The following is a 15,170-nucleotide window of genomic DNA, read 5'->3' as shown; positions in this document are numbered from 1 at the left end:
AAGATGTCTCGAATACATGATTGTCCTTTCAGCCTCACACAATTCCTGCATTGAGCATTTGCCAATATGGAATTGTCTGTTCAGGCTGCTTGCGAGTGGGGATCGGTATTTTGCTTTTGAACTGGCTGGTGCTTTGAACCGCGATGCAGCAGTTGTGGCAAACACAACAGGACCAGCACCATAATGACACTTGGCGCGACCAAACGGGGGACCTGGGCCCACCAGTCAAAGCCGGCCTCCCAGAAGGCCCACACGACGGTACCAAGATAGGTTGCAAGATAAATCCAGAAACCAAAAAGCGACGTTCGAAGCAGAAAAACCCCACTTGCAACAAGCCCGATACCTGCAAACAGATAATACCAGGAACCGCCCAGCGAAATGAGCCAGAGACCCCCTGCTAAAATGGGAAGACCAAAGATCAGAACCACGACACCTAGCGCAACTGTCAGCCAGTGCCCAATCCCATGCGGATATCGAGATGAAACGGTTTGAGCTGGAGCCATAACCATCTCCTTATTTTCGTCCAAAAAATGACGCAACAAGGCGCCAATATTTAAACGCGACGAGATGACATAAAGTTCCATTTCAAGTCTGCATGCTGCTATTTTGATGTGTTCTTAGTTATAATGATGCGCCCAAAGCAGAACCTTACAATTCAAAACGGCGCGCCCGTTTTGAAAACAAGCATCATTCAACAGCCCACGCAATATGCCGACATCAACCCGGCGAATAGACACAATTATGAGACGATCCCGCCGCCACTGCCTTTGCTGACCGGGCGTTGTTTACCCACCTTTTCGCGATACCCGGTGGCGCGATAAGTTGCAAGCGGGTCGATTGCGCCCCCTGCCCGGTGCCGTGCCATAGCCAAAATGGGCGATACATCGGTAATGTAGGCTGATTTCAGGGTCCGGTTTGCCATCATCACGTCGTTGGCATCCTGATAATCGGCCAGTTTGGCGCGGTCCACCAGCAACGCCTGAACATAGGCGCGCTGCACTTCGATCGCACTTATGATCAGGCTTTCGATCGGGTCCGTTACATTGTGGGATTGATCAAGCATATAGGCCGGATTGAAGCCGGACGGATTTGCAAGCTCGGCATCAACCAGTTCGTTAAACACCAAAAACAACTGATACGGATTGATCGACCCTGCATCAAGGTCGTCATCGCCGTATTTGCTGTCGTTAAAATGAAATCCCCCAAGTTTGCCAAACTGGAACAGGCGGGCGACGATCATTTCAATATTTACACTGGGCGCGTGATGGCCCAGATCGACCAGGCATTGCGCCTTGTCGCCCAGTTCCCTTGCCGCCAGATAGTTGCTGCCCCAATCCTGTATAACGGTAGAATAAAAGGCCGGTTCATAGATTTTATGTTCGATGAAAACCCGCCAATCATCGGGCAAGGCGGCATATACCTTTTTCATCGCATCCAGATAGCGTTCAAAACTGCGGGTAAAACTTTGCTGACCGGGGAAATTGGTGCCATCCCCGATCCAGACGGTTAACGCCTTTGACCCCAGCTTTTGGCCGATTTCAATACATTCAATATTATGTGCTATGGCCTGTTCGCGCACGGCCTCGTCAGCATGAGACAAGCTGCCAAATTTGAATGACAATGGCATGTCGTCATGATCCTGAAAGGTATTGGAATTCATGGCATCAATGCCAAGACCCCACGATGCCGCCATATCGCGAAGCTCGGCCGGGTCATCGGGGCGGTCCCACGGAATATGCAGCGACACTGTGGGGGTTGCCTGCGATAATTGCGCAATCACCGCGCAATCAGCCAGTTTCTCATAAATATTGCGCGGTTCGCCAATGCCGGGGAAACGGGCAAAGCGCGTGCCGCCCGTGCCAACACCCCATGACGGTATGGCAACGCCAAAATCAACCGCCTTTTGCGTTAATTGTTCAATATCAACATTCTGGCGGGCAAGTTTTGCGCCCAATGCATCGTAATCCGCCTGCATATCGCCAACAGCGTTTTGGTTGTGATCGGCAATCAGCGCCGGATCAATCTGTTTGGTCGCCATTTGTTTTTCCTCCCTGGCCCGTTATTATCTTTTTCGGGCCATTATATGGGTTTAGCGCGTAAAGGACGGGGCGTGCCCGGCATCAACATTGAGGATATTACCGGTTGATTTTGCCGCCATATCAGATGCAAGGAAATAGATGGCTTCGGCAATGTCTTCGGGCAGAACGTTGAGCTTTAACATGCTGCGTTTGCGATAATGTTCTTCAAGTTGGTCAGGTTCCATGTCATAGGCTTTGGCACGCTGTTCGCGCCATTCGCCCGTCCAGATTTTGGACCCGCGCAACACGGCATCAGGGTTAACAACGTTAACACGAATACCATAGGGCGCGCCTTCCAGGGCCAAACACCGGGCCAAATGAATTTCCGATGCCTTTGCCGTGCAATAGGCCGATGCACCCGGCGAGGCCACAAGGCCGTTTTTACTGGCAACAAAAACCATGCTGGCCGCGCGGTCCTGCAATTTCATAATTTTAAAGGCTTCGCGCGATACCAGGAAATACCCGGTGGACAGAATATCCATATTGCGCTGCCAAACCGCCAAGGATGTTTCATCAATCGGTGCGGCAGATGAAATACCAGCATTGGAAACCAGAATATCAATGCCGCCAAATTCCGCGCAGCTATCATGCATCAGCTTGATCACCGATTGTTCGTCGGTCACATTTACCGGCAAACCACGCACAACATCCTTGCCAAAGGCCGATTGCAAATCGGAAACCGCCGTTGCAAGACCGTCGGCATCAATATCGCACGCAACGACACAGGCTCCTTCGCGCAACAATCGTGCACAGGTAGCGCGGCCAATGCCGCCTGCCCCGCCCGTGACCACGGCAATCTGTCCGGCCAGGCTTTTGGGTTTGGGCATGCGCTGCAATTTGGCTTCTTCCAACAGCCAGTATTCAATGTCAAAGGCTTCCTGTTCGTCCAGCCCCATATAGGTGCTAACAGTATCGGCACCGCGCATCACATTGATGGCATTGACATAAAACTCGCCAGCAATGCGCGCCGTTGCCTTATCCTTGGCAAACGACAACATGCCGACACCCGGGATCAGATAAATTACCGGGTTGGGGTCGCGCATCGCCGGGCTGTTGGGGCGTTTGCAGCGATCATAATAGCCTTTATAATCTTCGCGATAGGCCGCAAAGGCATCGGATAGACCAGCAATAATACCGTCCACATCAGGCTGTGCCGGGTCCAGATCAATGATGATCGGGCGAATTTTGGTGCGCAGGAAGTGGTCCGGGCAGGATGTGCCAAGGGCAGCCAGATCTTTAAGTTTTTGCGAATTAACGAATTCCAGTACCGCCGGATCATCATTGAAATGGCCGATTTTACGTTCATCACGATCAATGAAGCTGCGAATACGGGGCATTAAAGTTGAGGCAATGGCGCGACGCTGTGAGGCGTCCAGACTGTGATGTTTTGCCCCGCCAAACACCGTTACCCCGTCAGTTTTGGTCGCAAACCAGGCAATGGCCTTGTTAATGATGTTGATGGTGGTGGTATAGCATTCCTCCGCACTGTCACCCCAGGTAAACAGGCCGTGCGATTCAAGAACAACACCCTTGGTATCGGGGTTATCAGTAAAGAATTTTTCCAGCATCAGGCCCAGTTCATAACCAGGGCGCTTCCACGGTAACCAGCCAATATCGCTGCCAAAAACTTCTTGCGTTATGGCCTTGCTGTCCTTGGATGCGGCTATGGCAATAACCGCATCGGGGTGCATATGGTCCACATGGGGTTTGTTGATATAGGCATGAAGCGGGGTATCAATGCTTGCAGCACGGGGGTTCAGGTTAAACGTGCAATGAGGCAGATAGCCGACCATTTCGTCTTCATAGTCCGGTCCGCGATAAATGCCCTTTAGCGCGCGCAGTTTTTCCATATACAGGGTCGAAAAACCGTCCAGTTTCATGCTGCCAACATCGCCGCCTGAACCTTTGACCCATAATACTTCGACCTCGGCGCCGGTAAGCGGGTCTTTTTGAAAGACCTTTGCCGATGTATTTCCGCCGCCAAAGTTGGTAATTCTCAAATCAGAACCCAATAGATTGGAACGGTATAAAAGCCGTTCAGGTTCGCTTAGTTTCGCCGCGTGGGCGGCATCCCATTTATTCGGAAGAAGCACATCAGACGAAACAGAAGCCATGACCTGATAACCTGTTGTTTGGACGTTACACCATGAGGGCCAGCGTTAAATGCCAGCCGATTTTTTAAAATGCCTAACGCCGTTTCCGATCACAGTCAATCAATAACGATCATAAACTTTCAATATTGCACCGCAATATGACGGATTGTGACAATTTTACGATTGACAATGACAGATTTTGCACGGATATCTGGCAAATGGAGAGACAGAATGCACGAACGTGAACGACACAGATTGATTTTGCGCGCAGTTGGCGAGCGCCCGGTAGTTACCGTGACGCAGCTTGTCGATATGCTTGATGTGTCCGAGGCAACCATCCGCCGGGATATCAATGCGCTTGATCAGGATGGCAAGCTGCGCCGTATTCGCGGGGGGGCGGAAGCCTTGCATCCGGTATCGAACCAGTCGCTTCTGGGGCGTCCGTTTTTTGTCAGCAAAACCATGAAGGTGATGCAAAAATCGGCCATTGCTGCCAAAGCGGTTGAGATGTGCAGTGCTGGTGATTCCATTGTGATCCACGGTGGATCAACGACCTATCAGATGGCGCCTTTGTTAAAATCGCGCAAAATGCAAATTTTGACCAATTCGTTTTTGCTGGCCGAATTTTTGATCAAGCATAGCGAAAACAATGTTGTGTTGCCCGGCGGCACCATTTACCGCGAGCAAAATATTATTTTAAGCCCGTTTGAAAGCGATGTGATCCACAATTTTTATGCGTCTAAGGCCTTTGTCGGCGCACAAGGGATCAACGCGATGGGGCTTATGGAAAGTGACCCGTTAATCATTCAGTCCGAGCAACGCCTGATCGAGCAGGCCGAAAAGCTGGTGGTGATGATTGACAGTTCGAAATTCAGCCAGCGCAGCAACATGTTTTTGTGCCGGCTGGACCGCATTGACACCCTGATTACCGATGATGGCATTCGCGACGAAGATCGCACAATGCTGGATAAGGCGGGTGTGAATGTTGTGATTGCGGAGTGTGAAGAAGACGCCACGGAAGAAACGGCAAGCGCATAACATAAGGGCCGCCAGAGCCTGTGCGTGACGCCGGATAATGAAAACAAACATCATATCATGGAGGAAACGCTATGAAATTCAGGAAGTCCCTTTTGGCGGCTGCTGCCCTTGTTCTTGGCCTGGCAACCGTATCGGCCCAGGCGGCAGACACCGTTCGTGTTGGCCTGGTGGTGAAATCGCTGGGGAACGGGTTTTTTGAAGCCGCGCGCGATGGCGCGATGGAAGCCGCCAAGGAAGTTGGCAATGCCGAGGTTATTTATACCGGCCCGACATCGACCACGGCAGAAGGCCAGATTGAAAGCATCAATGCCCTGATGGCCCAGCATGTGGATGCCATTGCCGTATCAGCCAATGACCCCGACGCACTGGCCCCGATTTTGAAGCGCGCCATGCAACGTGGCATCAAGGTTATTTCGTGGGATAGTGGCGTGGCTCAGGATGCCCGCATTGTGCATCTTAACCCGTCCAATAATGAACTTATCGGTAAAACCTGCGTTAAACTGGCCGCCGATGTTGTAGGTGATGGCGGCGGTGACATCGCCATTTTGAGTGCAACCCCAACATCAACCAACCAGAATATCTGGATTGGCGAGATGAAAAAGGCCCTGCCCGATTATAGCGGTTTAAAGCTGGTTGATACAGTTTACGGCGATGATTTGGCCGATAAAAGCTATCGCGAAACCGTGGCTCTTTTAAAGAAATACCCGGACCTTAAAGCAATTGTTGCCCCGACATCGGTGGGTATTGTCGCCGCCGCGCAAGCAGTTGAAGACCAGAACATGGTGGGCAAAGTATTTGTCACCGGCCTTGGGTTGCCATCTGAACTGGCGGGTCATGTTGAAAAAGGATCGGTGAAAAGTTTTGCCATCTGGAACCCGATTGATTTGGGTTACAGCGCCATGATGATTTCGTACAAACTGGCAACCGGTGCCGAAGGTGGCCCGAATTCCAGGATTGAAGCGGGTCGTATGGGGACTATTTCGTTTGACGAAAATGGTGATGGCGCCATGTCGGAACCGTTTGTTTACGACGCCAGCAATGTTGAAAAATTCGCCAAAATTTTCTGATCCCGCAAGGGTTGATGGAAACCGGTTTTTGCCTCCCTGTGCCGGTTTCCATTTTTTCCTGCAACGGTTTTTGGTGGCGTAAACATATGTCGCGCAGACACAGCCAACGGCACAACTGCGCCATACGCACCATTTCCACATTTTTCGATAGTGACAGCGACAAGGGTCCGTTTCATGGACACGCCTGTTTTAGAACTTAAAAACGTTTCCAAGACCTTTCCCGGGGTTAAGGCACTGGACGGTGTTGGCCTGCGGCTGTTTCCCGGCCAGGTCACCGCGCTGATTGGGGAAAACGGTGCTGGAAAATCCACGCTGGTTAAGGTTTTAACCGGTATTTACACCCCGGACGGCGGCGAAATACGGGTGGGTGACACTGTGGTTGAATTTCATGCCGCCACCGATGCCGTAAAATCGGGCATTTCAGCCATTCATCAGGAAGCGGTGATGTTCGATGAACTTAGCGTCACTGAAAACATTTTTATCAACAATCAGGACCGCAACTGGCTGGGGATGCTGGATTGGCCCTTGATGCGCAAACGCGCCCGGCAATTACTGGAATATCTTGATGTGCCGGTTGACCCGCAAACACCCCTTAAAAACCTGAGTGTTGCGCACAAGCACATGGTGTCGTTTGCATCGGCCATTTCGCACAATTCCAATATCGTGATCATGGATGAACCGACAGCATCGCTGTCGCATCAGGAAATCAACGATCTATACAAACTGGTGCACCGCCTGAAAGAAGAAGGCAAGGCGATCCTGTTTATCAGCCATAAGTTTGATGAAATTTTTGAAATTTGCGACCGCTATACCGTGTTTCGCGACGGGCAACTTGTGGGATCGGGCATGATCGGCGACGTAACCCAGAATGACCTGGTTGCCATGATGGTTGGCCGCACAGTTGAGCAGGTTTACCCCAAAACCGACGCCGAGATTGGCCCGGTTGTAATGACAGTGCAGGGCCTGTCACACCCGACTGAATTTAACGATATTTCGTTTGATTTGCGCAAAGGCGAGATTTTGGGCTTTTACGGGCTGGTGGGGGCCGGGCGCAGCGAAGTGATGCAGGCCCTGTTTGGGCTGACAAAAACCAGTACCGGTAGCATGACACTGCAGAACAAACCCTATGCCCCGGCCAATACCAGCCAGGCCATCTCAAGCGGGCTGGTATATGTGCCCGAAGATCGCCAGCATCAAGGCGCGATCCTGAGCCTGCCCATTTTTCAAAACATTACCCTGCCCCGGTTAGGCGGCCTGTCGCGCCACGGGTTTATTGACATGGCACGCGAATATGACGTTGCCCGCCATTATGCACAAAGCCTGAATCTAAAGGCCGCCAGCCTAAGCGAGAATGTTGAAAACCTGTCGGGCGGGAACCAGCAAAAGGTGGTGATTGGCAAATGGCTGGCGACCAACCCCAATGTCATTGTCGTTGATGAACCGACCAAGGGTATTGATATCGGGTCGAAGGCCGCCGTTCACCAGTTTATGGGTGATCTGGTGGCACAGGGATTGTCGGTGATTATGGTGTCATCTGAATTGCCCGAAATTATGGGCATGTCCGACCGGATTATAGTGATGCATGAAGGCCGCATTGCCGCCCGGTTTGACCGCGACACGGCCAGCGCTGAAGCAATCGTAACCGCTGCAACGGGGGCTGCATAAATGACAAACACCCCAACACCCCTTGCCAGAATTCTGGCCCATCGCGAATGGATCCTCGCGGTGATTATTGTCTTAATGACCGTCGGAATTGGCACACAGGAAGCATTTTTTATAAGCCCCGATAACCTGTCTGAACTGTTAGATGACACGGCCATTCTGATCATGCTGGCAATGGTCCAGATGCTGGTGATTGTAACACGTTGCATTGATTTATCGGTTGCGTCCAATCTGGCATTGACCGGGATGATTGTTGCGCTGATCAATGTGGCGCACCCCGAAACCCCTGCCCTTGTCACCCTTGTGATGTCAATTGGTATTGGTGCAGTTTTGGGCGCCTTCAATGGCATATTGGTATGGATGGTCGGCATTCCATCCATCGTTGTAACCCTTGGCACCATGAGCATTTATCGCGGCATGGTCTTTTTGCTAAGCGGTGGCGAATGGGTAAATGCCCATGAAATGACACCGCAATTTTTGGCGTTTCCCCGTGAAGTGACATTGGGCCTGACAACACTGTCGTGGTTGGCAATCATCATGATTGTGCTGGTTGCGCTGTTTTGCCGCTATAGCGCCACTGGCCGCGCCATTTTTGCCATTGGCGGCAACCCCAAGGCCGCCGTGTATGCCGGACTGAATGTGGGTAAATACCAGTTCATTACATTTTGCATTTCTGGCGCGATGGCGGGTTTGTGCGGGTATTTGTGGGTATCACGGTTTGCAGTTGCCTATACCGAGGTGGCCCTGGCGTTTGAATTGCAGGTGGTTGCCGCCTGTGTAATTGGCGGTATTTCCATTGCCGGGGGTATTGGTTCTGTGTGGGGGGCGGCATTGGGCGCGATTTTTTTGGGCCTGATCAAAAACGCCCTGCCGGTTTTAGGTATTTCACCGTTCTGGCAAATGGCAATTTCCGGGGGCGTGATTGTGCTGGCCGTTATTATTAATTCGCGCAGTGAAAAACAGGTGGGACGCCGCATTTTGCGAGAGGTGCACCAATGAACCGTCAAACCCTGCAACAAACCGCACCGCACACGACACAACACCAAACCGGAAACCAGCGATTTTTACCCGACAATCTGAACGGGGCCTGGCGCAGCCGTTTGCTGCGCTGGGAAACATTATTGCTGGTATTTGTGGCGCTGGCATTTTTCGCCAACACACAATTATCCCCCTATTTCCTTGACCCGTGGAGCCTGTCGGATGCGACATTTAACTTCACGGAAAAAGCAATCATCGCCTTGCCAATGGCGTTGCTGATTATTGCCCGCGACATTGATTTGTCGGTGGCATCGACCATTGCCTTGTCATCCGTTGCAATGGGGGCGGCCAACAGCGCCGGTATCGACCCTGCGGGAATGGTAGCAATTGGCGCAGGCGTAGGATTACTCGCCGGGCTTTTTAATGGCTATATCATCACCCGCTTTGACATTCCTGCCATTGTTGTGACCATCGGCACCATGAGCCTGTATCGCGGCATCGCCTATATCGTGCTGGGCGACGGGGTGTATCGCGATTATCCGCAAGGTTTTGCCTTTTTCGGCCAGGGTTATGTTTACGGGGTGATTTCGTTTGAATTTACCCTGTTTCTGTTGCTCGCGGTGATTTTCGCCGTGATTCTGCATAAGACAACCTTTGGGCGCCGCGTTTTTGCCATTGGCAACAACCCGACAGCGGCGTTGTTTTCGGGCATCAATGTAAAACGGCATCGCATGGTACTGTTTACACTGGTGGGGCTTTTTTCCGGGATTGCCGCCATCTTGCTCACATCACGCATTGGTTCCACCCGCCCGTCCATCGCCATGGGCTGGGAACTGGAAGTGATCACGATGGTGGTTTTGGGCGGGGTCAGCATCATGGGCGGGGCGGGCAGCATTGCCGGCGTATTTATTGCTGTCTTTTTGATGGGACTGGTGACATTTGGCATGGGACTTTTGAATGTGCCAGGTATCGTTATGTCCATTTTTACCGGCATTTTGCTGATCGCAGTCATTGGCACACCCATTATATGGCGACGGGTTGTGCAAGCTCAAAAAATGCGTTCAAAAATGCGAGGCGGATAAATGGAACAGATTGCCTTTAAGATGCAGTTGAACCCCGGCCAGGCAACCGAATATAAACGCCGCCACGACGATATCTGGCCCGAACTTGTTACGGTTTTAAAAGACGCCGGAATTTGCGATTATAGCATTTTCATTGACGAAGAAACATATGTTCTGTTTGCTGTTTTAAGGCGCAAGGCGGATCATGGCATGGATACCCTGCCTGATACTGCCATCATGCAAAAATGGTGGGCCTATATGGGGGACATTATGGCAACCAATGCCGATGACAGCCCTGTCAGCCGCCCGCTTTTACCCGTATTTCATATGCCGTAATCGCCATGAAACATACAAGACCCGATGCCATTGCCGTTTTTGATATTGGCAAAACCAACGCCAAAATCAGCATCCATGATGCGCGAAATGCGCAGCTGTTTTGGGAAGAAAAGCAGGCTAATACACCCCTGCCCGGCCCGCCCTATCGCCATCATGACATTGATGGATTATGGCAGTTTTGCCTGGCACAATTACAAAAAGCAGCAAACGAATTTAACATTACCCGCATTGTTGTAACCACACATGGGGCAACGGTTGTTGTTTTGCACGACGATACAGTTGTTATGCCGGTAGTTGATTATGAAAATGAAATACCGGCCGCCATTAACGCCCGTTACGCCGCCCTGCGAGACCCGTTTGTGCAAAGCCTAAGCCCCGATTTGCCCGCCGGGCTTAATATCGGGCGGCAAATTTATGCATTAAGCCAAACGCAAGGTGATGTGTTTGATACCGCCAGCGATTTTTTGCTGTATCCGCAATATTGGGCGTGGCGGTTATGCGGGGTAAAAGCCAGCGAGTGCACGTCATTGGGGTGCCATAGCGATTTGTGGCACCCGGAAACGGGGGAATGGTCCAACCTGGCAAAAAAACAGGGCTGGCACAGAAAATTTCCCGACGTCAAACGGGCAGATGCCGTGATAGGCACCCTTTTGCCCGACATTGCGGCACAAACCGGCATATCACCTCAATGCGAAATTTTATGCGGTATCCACGACAGCAACGCATCGCTTGTGCCCTATATTCAAACAATGCCCAAACCCTTTACGCTGGTATCAAGTGGCACCTGGGTAATCTGTTTTGGCGTGGGGAGTACCGCTACCCGCAATTTGCGCGAAGATCGCGATACATTATGCAATGTTGACCTGGACGGGCATGCCGTGCCCAGTGCGCGATTTATGGGCGGGCGCGAATATGAAACCCTGTGCGCGGATGCAAGAACCGACTTTAACATCGATGATATCGACCATGTGATTGATCAATGTGTTTTTGCCATTCCATCCTTTGCAACGGCAGGCGGGCCTTTTGCCGGGCATCATGGCAAAATTGAAAATCACGACCTCCTTACAACACCGGCCCACCATGCGGCACTTGCAACGCTTTATAGTGCATTAATGATCGATTATTGCCTGGGCATGATCGGGGCGGGTGGCCCGCTGATACTGGATGGTCCCTTTGCCCAAAATGCCCTGTTATGCCAAATTCTGGCGTTATTTCGGGCCGAACAACCGGTGCATATTGCATCGGGCAGTGGCGGGACCAGCCATGGGGCGGCCCTGCTGGCATTGGCAGAAAATGATACACTTGCCCCCGACGAACTGCTGCACGAAATTGACAGGGAACTGACCGGTGCGCGATATACAAACTATCGACATCAATGGTTTTTAAGATTGCCTGCAAGGTAACATCAAACCGGCATGTTCCCCGCCAGGCCCTGAAATGTTTTCACGTTTTGCTGATGAATTCTCATTCGCCAAAACAAAAATGTGCTGTCAATCTGCTGTTCCAGATCAGATAAATTTTTAAAATGCGATCCGCATTGCCGGTTCATTCTGCAAGGAACAACATGGACATTGCCACCATTTTTTCCCTGGCACTATATGCTTTCGTGATGTCCATAACGCCGGGGCCAAACAATGTCATGTTGACATCATCGGGCCTGTTATTTGGTATTCGGCGCACGGTTCCGCATATTTTGGGTATTCCATTTGGCGTTACCCTGCAACTTTGTCTGACAGGCGCAGGACTTGGCGCTGTCTTTGCCGTTGAACCACGATTGCAGCTGGTTTTAAAAATTTGCGGCACCCTGTATTTATTGTGGCTGGCCGTTAAACTTTGGCGTGCGGGCGATTTAAAAGAACCCGGAGCCGCCCGACCGATTTCGTTTTTACAGGCGGCTGCATTTCAATTTATCAATCCCAAAGCATGGCTGATCGCGATTACAGTTATTGCCACATTTATTTCACCAGGGGATCATTACTGGCTGCAAATTGCGTTAGGATGCCTGGTTTTTACAATAACCGGCGTTCCCAGCATGGCGGTTTGGGCTATATTTGGATCCGCATTGAAAAGCATTTTACATGACCGCAAAAAACTGCGTCTGATTAACCGGACAATGGCCGGAATTGCAGCGCTGACGGCAGCGCTTTTCTGGGCATAAAAGTGGCGCAAGACAATGTAACTGACCGACAGGAATAAAATGAAAATAGCTGTAATTGCCGATATTCATGGAAATGCCCTGGCGCTGGAAACTGTCATTGCGGACATAAAGCACCGGGGCGGCGCCGACATTGTGGTGAACCTGGGTGATTGTGTATCTGGCCCGTTATGGCCGCGCGAAACCATGGAAATTTTACACCGGCTTGGCGCTATTACCGTGCGCGGCAACCATGACCGGCAGGTTGCCACCCTGCCCCTGGAAACAATGATCGCATCTGACAGCTATGCCGTGCAGGAAATAACAACGGTGGACAAAAACTGGCTGGGTGCATTGCCACAAACCGTAATGCCCGTGCCCGGCATTTTTGCCTGCCATGCCACACCGAACAATGATGCCACCTATTTGCTGGAACGCATTGAAAATGGCGGATTGGTACGTGATCACGAACCGGCAGTGTCGCAACGCCTGGGGCCGGTTAACGGTGCCAATATTGTGCTAACCGGTCATAGTCATCGCCCGGACCTATTGCGGACCAAAGGCGATATAACGATTATTAATCCCGGCTCTGTCGGGTGCCCGGCCTACAACGACGACGCCCCGGCCCATGTATCAGAAAGCTGCAGCCCCCACGCACGTTATGCCATTATCGCCTTGTCGGAAAAGACCTCTATGCCAAACGTAGACTTCATTGCGGTGCCTTATGACCATGAAGGGGCCGCCCGGCGAGCAGCCGATAACGGACGAGAGGATTGGGCCCATGCCATTCGCACCGGTTATGCCACCCCGGCATGACCTAATTCTGATCCAGCCATAAAAGAATTTCATCGGCATGGTTTTCGGGCACCGTAACCGGATAAAATACATGGCGAATAATGCCATCCCTGATCGCCAGCGTTAAACGGCGCAGCAACGTCATGCCATCAACCTGGAAAACCGGCAATCGCAGTGCGGTGGCCAGTTCAAGGTTTTCGTCACTTAAAACCACAAACGGTAAGTGCAGACGATTGACCATTTCAACCTGGTAGCCGGTTGACTGTGTGCTAAGGCCAACAACATCGGCCCCCTTTTGCTGTAATTCGCGGTAATGATCGCGAAAGGCGCAGCTTTGCGGGGTACAACCGCGCGCGCCGGGGATAACATCCCAGTCCGTCGGTGCAGGTGTGTCGGGTGAACTGGTGCGCGGATAACAATAAACAATCAACCAGCCGGGGCGGGCCACAGCAAGATCAAACCCGGTACCGTCAGTGGATGGCAGGGATACACCGGGCATCGCCATGCCAATCAAATGGCGGCATTCATCATCGCCGGGTGTATCTGCGTGATCAGATTTCAGGTTATCGGCAACAGTCATTTATCAGCCTTTATCTTCATAGCGATCACGATCAAACCGCCACAAAGTATAACCCGGCATTTGTTGCAACATATAATGGTTTAGGGTCAAATAGCGCAAAATGGCCGTCGGCAAAGCCTGCTGCCCAAAACATATAAATATCAGGAGGGAATAATGACCAGCAACGCGTTTGGTTTTACCACTGTGGCCGACATTTTTGTGGAATGGGGCGGATCAAAACAACTGGGTGCGTTGCTTGCAAGCCGTTTTGACGTGCGCCGGGCCTTGCTGATAACGGATCGTGGCCTGATTGACGCGGGCCTGATTGCACCGGTAGAAAAATCGCTCGTCGCGGCAGGGTTTAACGTTACCCTTTTTGATCAAGTGGTGGCAGACCCGCCCGAATCAGTCGTGCTGGGCTGTGCCGATATGGCGAAAACAAAACAGATCGATATTGTGATTGGCCTGGGCGGAGGATCGTCGCTTGATATTGCCAAACTGGTCGCGGTTCTAATTGCCAATGACCAACCGCTGACTGAAATGTATGGCATTGGCAATGTTAAGGGAAACCGATTACCGCTGGCTTTGGTACCGACCACTGCGGGTACCGGGTCAGAGGTAACAAATATTTCCATTATCACCACCGGAGAAACGACCAAGATGGGTGTTGTTTCCCGGCAGCTTTACGGTGATTTTGTTTTGCTAGATGCGGAATTGACCGTGGGCTTGCCGCAAATTCACACCGCGGCCACCGGCATTGATGCCATGGTACATGCCATTGAAGCCTATACATCCAAATTCAAAAAGAACCCGTTATCCGACGCGCTGGCCCGCGAAGCCCTTCGGTTGTTAAGCGACAATCTGATCGCGGCTTGCAAGGACGGCACAAACCGTGCAGCGCGCGAAAAAATGTTGCTGGGTGCGATGCTGGCGGGGCAGGCATTTGCCAATTCGCCCGTGGCGGCGGTCCATGCACTGGCCTATCCGCTGGGCGGGCATTACCATTTGCCCCACGGGCTGACCAATGCGCTGATGCTGGGACCGGTATTACGCTATAACGCCAAAGTCGCCGCCCCGCTTTACGCCGAACTGGCCGATGTGATGGCAGTACCCGGAACGGGCAATGTTACAGCGCGATCAGATGCGTTTGTCGCCCATATGCTGACGTTAATGGATGAAAGTGGCGCACCGCGACGATTACGCGATGTCAAAGTGACAGACAACAGCCTGTCGATGCTGGCAAAAGATGCGATGAAACAATCGCGCCTGCTGGTTAACAACCCGGTTGAGATTACCGAAGAAGATGCGCTGGCGCTGTACCGCGAAGCATTTTAGGCGCACCTTACCCCACAAATAAAACCCCGGCAAT

General features: G+C 51.8%; 14 protein-coding genes. 10 read left to right on the top strand and 4 right to left on the bottom strand.

Translation table 11 applies throughout. From position 1 onward, the window contains the following. Positions 1-80: 80 nt before the first annotated feature. The 3 genes from J4E05_RS17990 to J4E05_RS17980 form a co-directional block, all read right to left on the bottom strand. The gene (locus tag J4E05_RS17990) at positions 81-584 is read right to left on the bottom strand and encodes a hypothetical protein (protein WP_349598421.1); all 504 of its coding nucleotides are present in this window, start codon (positions 582-584) and stop codon (positions 81-83) included. A 155-nt stretch (positions 585-739) separates the two neighbouring features. Further along, on the bottom strand, positions 740-2,038 hold the full coding sequence (gene rhaI / locus J4E05_RS17985; RefSeq protein WP_349598418.1) for an L-rhamnose catabolism isomerase: 1,299 nt from the start codon (positions 2,036-2,038) through the stop codon (positions 740-742). A 51-nt stretch (positions 2,039-2,089) separates the two neighbouring features. Then, positions 2,090-4,192, bottom strand: a complete 2,103-nt coding sequence (locus J4E05_RS17980; protein ID WP_349598415.1) for a bifunctional rhamnulose-1-phosphate aldolase/short-chain dehydrogenase — start codon at positions 4,190-4,192, stop codon at positions 2,090-2,092. A gap of 210 nt (positions 4,193-4,402) precedes the next feature. On the opposite strand from J4E05_RS17980, the gene J4E05_RS17975 reads away from it, so the two are divergent. The 9 genes from J4E05_RS17975 to J4E05_RS17935 all read left to right on the top strand — a co-directional run bounded on the left by J4E05_RS17975 (position 4,403) and on the right by J4E05_RS17935 (position 13,263). Then, on the top strand, positions 4,403-5,209 hold the full coding sequence (locus tag J4E05_RS17975) for a DeoR/GlpR family DNA-binding transcription regulator (RefSeq protein WP_085591150.1): 807 nt from the start codon (positions 4,403-4,405) through the stop codon (positions 5,207-5,209). 71 nt (positions 5,210-5,280) lie between these two features. Beyond that, positions 5,281-6,276 carry a rhamnose ABC transporter substrate-binding protein gene (gene rhaS / locus J4E05_RS17970; RefSeq protein WP_349598412.1) on the top strand — a complete coding sequence of 332 codons (996 nt, stop codon included), beginning with the start codon at positions 5,281-5,283 and terminating at the stop codon, positions 6,274-6,276. 174 nt (positions 6,277-6,450) lie between these two features. Continuing rightward, a complete protein-coding gene (locus J4E05_RS17965) occupies positions 6,451-7,941 on the top strand; it encodes a sugar ABC transporter ATP-binding protein (RefSeq protein WP_349598409.1) in 1,491 nt (496 codons plus the stop codon). Next, positions 7,942-8,937, top strand: coding sequence for an ABC transporter permease (locus tag J4E05_RS17960; RefSeq protein ID WP_349598406.1), 996 nt, complete (start codon positions 7,942-7,944; stop codon positions 8,935-8,937). Then, positions 8,934-9,998: an ABC transporter permease gene (locus J4E05_RS17955; protein WP_349598404.1), complete on the top strand. Its 1,065-nt coding sequence runs from the start codon at positions 8,934-8,936 to the stop codon at positions 9,996-9,998. The genes J4E05_RS17960 and J4E05_RS17955 overlap by 4 nt, the downstream gene beginning before the upstream one ends. After that, positions 9,999-10,313, top strand: coding sequence for an L-rhamnose mutarotase (gene rhaM / locus J4E05_RS17950; protein WP_349598402.1), 315 nt, complete (start codon positions 9,999-10,001; stop codon positions 10,311-10,313). A 5-nt stretch (positions 10,314-10,318) separates the two neighbouring features. Beyond that, positions 10,319-11,716 carry an FGGY-family carbohydrate kinase gene (locus tag J4E05_RS17945; RefSeq protein WP_349598399.1) on the top strand — a complete coding sequence of 466 codons (1,398 nt, stop codon included), beginning with the start codon at positions 10,319-10,321 and terminating at the stop codon, positions 11,714-11,716. 161 nt (positions 11,717-11,877) lie between these two features. Further along, positions 11,878-12,471, top strand: coding sequence for a LysE family translocator (locus tag J4E05_RS17940; RefSeq protein WP_349598396.1), 594 nt, complete (start codon positions 11,878-11,880; stop codon positions 12,469-12,471). A 39-nt stretch (positions 12,472-12,510) separates the two neighbouring features. Continuing rightward, positions 12,511-13,263, top strand: a complete 753-nt coding sequence (locus J4E05_RS17935; RefSeq protein WP_349598393.1) for a metallophosphoesterase family protein — start codon at positions 12,511-12,513, stop codon at positions 13,261-13,263. A 1-nt stretch (position 13,264) separates the two neighbouring features. On the opposite strand, the gene J4E05_RS17930 is transcribed toward J4E05_RS17935, so the two are convergent. Beyond that, positions 13,265-13,822, bottom strand: a complete 558-nt coding sequence (locus tag J4E05_RS17930) for a peroxiredoxin (protein ID WP_349598391.1) — start codon at positions 13,820-13,822, stop codon at positions 13,265-13,267. A gap of 153 nt (positions 13,823-13,975) precedes the next feature. On the opposite strand from J4E05_RS17930, the gene J4E05_RS17925 reads away from it, so the two are divergent. Next, on the top strand, positions 13,976-15,136 hold the full coding sequence (locus J4E05_RS17925; RefSeq protein WP_349598389.1) for an iron-containing alcohol dehydrogenase: 1,161 nt from the start codon (positions 13,976-13,978) through the stop codon (positions 15,134-15,136). Positions 15,137-15,170: the final 34 nt, after the last annotated feature.

The organism is Thalassospira sp. NFXS8, from assembly GCF_040148805.1.
Lineage (GTDB): Bacteria > Pseudomonadota > Alphaproteobacteria > Rhodospirillales > Thalassospiraceae > Thalassospira.
Note: the sequence above shows the minus strand (reverse complement) of the source record. Positions and strands in the feature narration are given on the sequence as shown.

Coding starts and splice junctions, on each gene's coding strand:
- J4E05_RS17990 (WP_349598421.1), bottom strand. CDS start 584: ATGGAACTTTATGTCATCTCGTCGCGTTTAAATATTGGCGCCTTGTTG.
- rhaI (WP_349598418.1), bottom strand. CDS start 2,038: ATGGCGACCAAACAGATTGATCCGGCGCTGATTGCCGATCACAACCAA.
- J4E05_RS17980 (WP_349598415.1), bottom strand. CDS start 4,192: ATGGCTTCTGTTTCGTCTGATGTGCTTCTTCCGAATAAATGGGATGCC.
- J4E05_RS17975 (WP_085591150.1), top strand. CDS start 4,403: ATGCACGAACGTGAACGACACAGATTGATTTTGCGCGCAGTTGGCGAG.
- rhaS (WP_349598412.1), top strand. CDS start 5,281: ATGAAATTCAGGAAGTCCCTTTTGGCGGCTGCTGCCCTTGTTCTTGGC.
- J4E05_RS17965 (WP_349598409.1), top strand. CDS start 6,451: ATGGACACGCCTGTTTTAGAACTTAAAAACGTTTCCAAGACCTTTCCC.
- J4E05_RS17960 (WP_349598406.1), top strand. CDS start 7,942: ATGACAAACACCCCAACACCCCTTGCCAGAATTCTGGCCCATCGCGAA.
- J4E05_RS17955 (WP_349598404.1), top strand. CDS start 8,934: ATGAACCGTCAAACCCTGCAACAAACCGCACCGCACACGACACAACAC.
- rhaM (WP_349598402.1), top strand. CDS start 9,999: ATGGAACAGATTGCCTTTAAGATGCAGTTGAACCCCGGCCAGGCAACC.
- J4E05_RS17945 (WP_349598399.1), top strand. CDS start 10,319: ATGAAACATACAAGACCCGATGCCATTGCCGTTTTTGATATTGGCAAA.
- J4E05_RS17940 (WP_349598396.1), top strand. CDS start 11,878: ATGGACATTGCCACCATTTTTTCCCTGGCACTATATGCTTTCGTGATG.
- J4E05_RS17935 (WP_349598393.1), top strand. CDS start 12,511: ATGAAAATAGCTGTAATTGCCGATATTCATGGAAATGCCCTGGCGCTG.
- J4E05_RS17930 (WP_349598391.1), bottom strand. CDS start 13,822: ATGACTGTTGCCGATAACCTGAAATCTGATCACGCAGATACACCCGGC.
- J4E05_RS17925 (WP_349598389.1), top strand. CDS start 13,976: ATGACCAGCAACGCGTTTGGTTTTACCACTGTGGCCGACATTTTTGTG.